Below are 4,070 nucleotides of genomic sequence, written 5' to 3'. Positions count from 1 at the left end.
CAGAGCAGGGGCGCGCGGCGTAGCCATCCAAATAGCGCAGCCGCGCGTCCCTGCGGGCCACGCAGAAGGGCCTTGCATTGCATGACGGTATCTGATGCCATCGGGCGCGTATTGCCTTGGGTCGGGGCGGACAACATCGAGTCCCGACCCGATCCGGTCGAGGAGGCGAGCCTCGAGTCCTTCCCGGCCAGCGATCCGCCTGCCTGGACAGGGGTGAGGCTCGCATGACCGGCACGCCCCACATCCCGACGCCGTCTCATCCTGCCGACGCCAAGCCGGGAGGCGACGGTGATGCCGCCGGCCGGCATGGCGGCGCCGGCCTCGAGCAGCAGCCGCGGCTTTCGATGGCACGCGAGGGCCGGGGCGGAGCTGGCTGCTCCGGCCGGCGGCACCGCGCGATCTCCACGCCTGCCTTCGGCCGCTCGCGGATCTTCGCCCGGGGGGCCGTTCACCAGGGGACGCGCCGCGTCCCGCAACCAGGAGGAGCCGATGTTGCATCCACTGACGCTCTACCGCGCCGATCCCTTCGCCTTGCTGCGACGCTTCGGAGAGACGCTCGATCGCATGCCGTTCGGGACCTCCGCCCCGGCCTTTCCGCCCCTGAACCTCTGGCAGAACGAGGCGGCGGTGGCGATCGTTGCCGAAGTCCCGGGTGTGGCCCCGGAGGACATCGAGATCACGGCCAAGGATGATGTCCTGACGATCACTGGTCAGCGGCGGCCGCCCGATATGCCCGAGGGCGCTGTCTGGCACCGGCGCGAGCGCGCCTTCGGCCGATTCACCCGCATCGTCCGCCTGCCCTTCGCAGTCGATCCGTCCCAGGTCGAGGCCCGCTTCGCGAACGGCGTGCTCACCATCGCCCTGCAGCGTCCCGAGGACCAACGTCCACGCCGGATCGAGATCAAGGCCGGCTGAGAGGAGCGACACCGATGAATGCCGAAACCGAAGCCGGCGCTGTCTCCCCGGCGGCCGCGGGGGCCGAGCCGACCCGCAACGTGCGCATCTGGCGCCCGCTCACCGATGTCGTGGAGACGGCAGAGGGCATCGTGCTGATGATGGAGATGCCGGGGGTGGTCGCCGACGACGTCGACATCACGCTGGAGCGGCGAGTGCTCACCGTGCGCGGCCGCGGGAGCAGCCCGCAGCCCGATCGCCTCCGCCTCGTCCACCTCGAGTTCGAGCCGGGGGACTACGAGCGCAGCTTCGTCCTGTCGGAAGACTTCGATGCCGCGCGCATCGAGGCCGTGCTGAAGGACGGTGTGCTGACGTTGAGGCTGCCTCGCGCGGCCGAGGCGCAGCCCAGCAAGATCCAGGTCAAGGCCGCCTGAGCGGCAAAGGAGAGGATATCATGCAGATCAAGGATCTCATCCCGTGGGCCCGGAAGGATGACCAGCCCGAGCAGAAGGCCGCCGAGCAAAGCCCGATCGCCTCGCTGCAGCGGGAGATGAACCAGGTGTTTGAGAACTTCATGAACCGCTTCGGCAAGCCGCTCGCGGGGTTCGAATGGCCTTGGGGGCAGAGCGAGGCGAAATCGGATGTGGTGCAGACCGACAACGCCGTGGAGATCTCCATCGAGCTTCCGGGCATGGAGATGAAGGATATCGAGGTGACGGTCGGCGACGACGTCCTGACCGTGAAGGGCGAGAAGCGCATCGAACGGCAGGAGGAGAAGAAGGGCTACTACCTCTCCGAGCGCAGCTACGGGGCCATCTACCGCGCCATCCCACTGCCTCCCGGCGTCGATGGCAGCAAGGCGGAAGCCAGCTTCAAGAACGGGGTGCTGACCATCCGGCTGCCGCAGACGCCGGAGGCGCAGGCCAAGGTCAAGCGGATCGAGGTGAAGGCGGGCTGAGATGCGCCGCGGCGGGGCGTGGCAAGGCACATGCCCCGCCCTCCGCTCCGCCTCGGGATCAAAAGGGTCCGGTCACGACCATGCTCGGCCTCGCCGCAGGCTGCCGGCCTGCGGGGCATCGATGTCCGGCATTGCCGACGGCGTGCCCGTGAGGCCGGTGGATCTCGACCCCGCAGGGCAGCGGCTCCCATGAGGCACTGACCTGGGGCGCGCTCGACAGGCTGCCGGCCGATCCGTGGATCGCGATCTGCAAGATCGGCGGCACCGGCGCAGGGGGACGCCGGATGTCGTCGTGCGGTGCGATGGCTGGATGCGGGGCGGACGTGAAGGTGGGCGTCAGGCATCACGTTCGCAGGCCGGGTTCTGGCGCGCGTCGTGCTGAATATGCTCGGCGTTCCGCCCGGGAGATTCTGATTGCGATATGTTCCATTTCGTCATCGCCCCCACGCTGGCCCACCGGCTGAACAACCTCGCGCAGACGGTCCTGCTGCTCGGCGGCATGGCTGCGATCGCCTGGCTCGTCGTCGGCATGATCGCGGGCCCCGAGACGACCTTCGTCATCGTTGCGGTGATGACCGGAGGGCTCCTCTTCGCGCCCACGCTGTCGCGCGAGCTTCTGCTGGGCGGCTACCGCGCGCGGCAACTCGGCGCACGCGACTGGCCCGAGGGCTTCGCGCTGCTCGAGACCCTGTCCGCACGCGCCGGACTGCCGCGCTGCCCGGAACTCTGGTACGTCCCTAGCCAGCTGCCGAACGCGTTCGCGATGGGAAATCCGGAGGATAGCGTCGTCTGCGTTTCGGACGGTCTCTTTCGTCTCCTGTCCCCCCGCGAGATGGCGGGCGTTCTTGCGCATGAGATCGCGCATATCGCGCACCGTGACCTGTGGCTCATGGGCCTCGCGGACACCATGTCGCGGGCGGTTTCGCTGGCGAGCTGGCTCGGACAGATCCTGCTTTTCGCGAACCTGCCCCTGATCGTCGCGGGAGCGGTGACGCTTCCCTGGATCGCGCCGCTGGCCCTTGCTCTCTCGCCGACCGTGATGGCCCTGCTGCAACTCGCGCTGTCGCGAAGGCGCGAGTTCGATGCCGATCTCGGGGCGGTGCGGCTGACGGGCGACCCCGAGGGCCTCGCCTCGGCTCTGGCCAAGCTTGAGCGTCGGGTCGGGCGTTTCTGGGAGGAGATGTTCCTGCCGGGGCGCCGGATCCCCGAACCGTCACTCCTGCGCACGCACCCGCCAACCGAGGAGCGGATCAGGAAGCTTCGGTCGCTGCGGGGTCCGCGGGGGGGAGATCTCGCCATTCCGCCTCATCGGGAGTTCGCGCTCGAAGTGCCTCGCCCGCAGGCACCTCGCTTTCATCGATCGGGCTTCTGGTATTGAAGAAGGTGCAGCCCAGAGAATTTCAGTTCCCGGTTCCCACCGCTACGCCACCCATCTTTGACACAAACTCTCTCCCGGAGGCGAGCGCGCGCCGCGCGGCGCAGGCTTTCCGTGGATTTCGCGCGTCGACTGGCGGATGCGCAGGTGGAGCGACACCCGGAAGCCGCTCTCTCCGGCGCCCTTTTCTCCAAACCTGGCGACATAGGTGATTTAACCGCCAGGCTGAAAGCCGCGGAAATTCTCGCGTTCTCGCGGCGGAAGAGTGACCGAGTTGGACAAATTCACGGGGGCCAAAGGGAACAGCCGCCAAATCATCGAGCGGCAAGCCAGGGCATCGGCGTGAACGCCGTCTACTAGCAGAGGCAGGTGGATAGCCGGGGCGCGGCCAGTGCGTGCTGTAGATCCAGCGGCTTTCATGCTGGCGACTGAGACAGACAGGTATTCACGCGGGTCTCGATCTCGGCGCAGAGCCGCGAGACTCTGTTCTTCGGCCTCCCGCCTGCGCTCAGCGCCGTTCGCGAGTTGTGCCTCCGTACGCCTGCGATCGCGGCACAGCCGGCCCAATACCCGGCGACAAAGGATCGGCTTGCGGTCGGAGATAGTTGCCGGAGGCCGCAGATGCGGCGCGCCGCTTATGCGCCGCAGCCAAGCGAAACGCACGCGCTCGGGATGAAGGCAAACCTTCGTGCGCGCAGTATAATTTGCCGGTCGTGACCGTGCCGAGTCTCACCCAGCCGTCCGGATCGGTCACGTCCGTCAACGTGGTGGAAAAAGCTGGTGGGCTTGAGGTGGCCACGGGTCAGGCGGCCTTGGGCGGAAGTTGCAGGGTTTCGTTGGTGG

Annotated in this window: 4 protein-coding genes; all 4 read left to right on the top strand. The window is 67.8% G+C overall.

Annotated elements, in window-relative coordinates; translation table 11 throughout:
- The first annotated feature begins 489 nt into the window (after window positions 1-489).
- The 4 genes from FHS88_RS20165 (at window position 490) to FHS88_RS20150 (ending at window position 3,230) form a co-directional block, all read left to right on the top strand.
- Window positions 490-915 (top strand): Hsp20/alpha crystallin family protein, encoded by a 426-nt coding sequence (locus FHS88_RS20165; protein ID WP_184487285.1) that lies wholly within the window; start codon window positions 490-492, stop codon window positions 913-915.
- A 14-nt stretch (window positions 916-929) separates the two neighbouring features.
- Window positions 930-1,328 carry an Hsp20/alpha crystallin family protein gene (locus FHS88_RS20160; RefSeq protein WP_027282470.1) on the top strand — a complete coding sequence of 133 codons (399 nt, stop codon included), beginning with the start codon at window positions 930-932 and terminating at the stop codon, window positions 1,326-1,328.
- 20 nt (window positions 1,329-1,348) lie between these two features.
- Window positions 1,349-1,852 carry an Hsp20/alpha crystallin family protein gene (locus FHS88_RS20155; protein ID WP_184487284.1) on the top strand — a complete coding sequence of 168 codons (504 nt, stop codon included), beginning with the start codon at window positions 1,349-1,351 and terminating at the stop codon, window positions 1,850-1,852.
- Between the two features lie 421 nt (window positions 1,853-2,273).
- The gene (locus tag FHS88_RS20150) at window positions 2,274-3,230 is read left to right on the top strand and encodes a zinc metalloprotease HtpX (RefSeq protein WP_184487283.1); all 957 of its coding nucleotides are present in this window, start codon (window positions 2,274-2,276) and stop codon (window positions 3,228-3,230) included.
- The last annotated feature ends 840 nt before the right edge of the window (window positions 3,231-4,070 follow it).

The organism is Neoroseomonas alkaliterrae (assembly GCF_014199195.1).
Classification (GTDB): domain Bacteria; phylum Pseudomonadota; class Alphaproteobacteria; order Acetobacterales; family Acetobacteraceae; genus Neoroseomonas; species Neoroseomonas alkaliterrae.
Note: the sequence above shows the minus strand (reverse complement) of the source record. Positions and strands in the feature narration are given on the sequence as shown.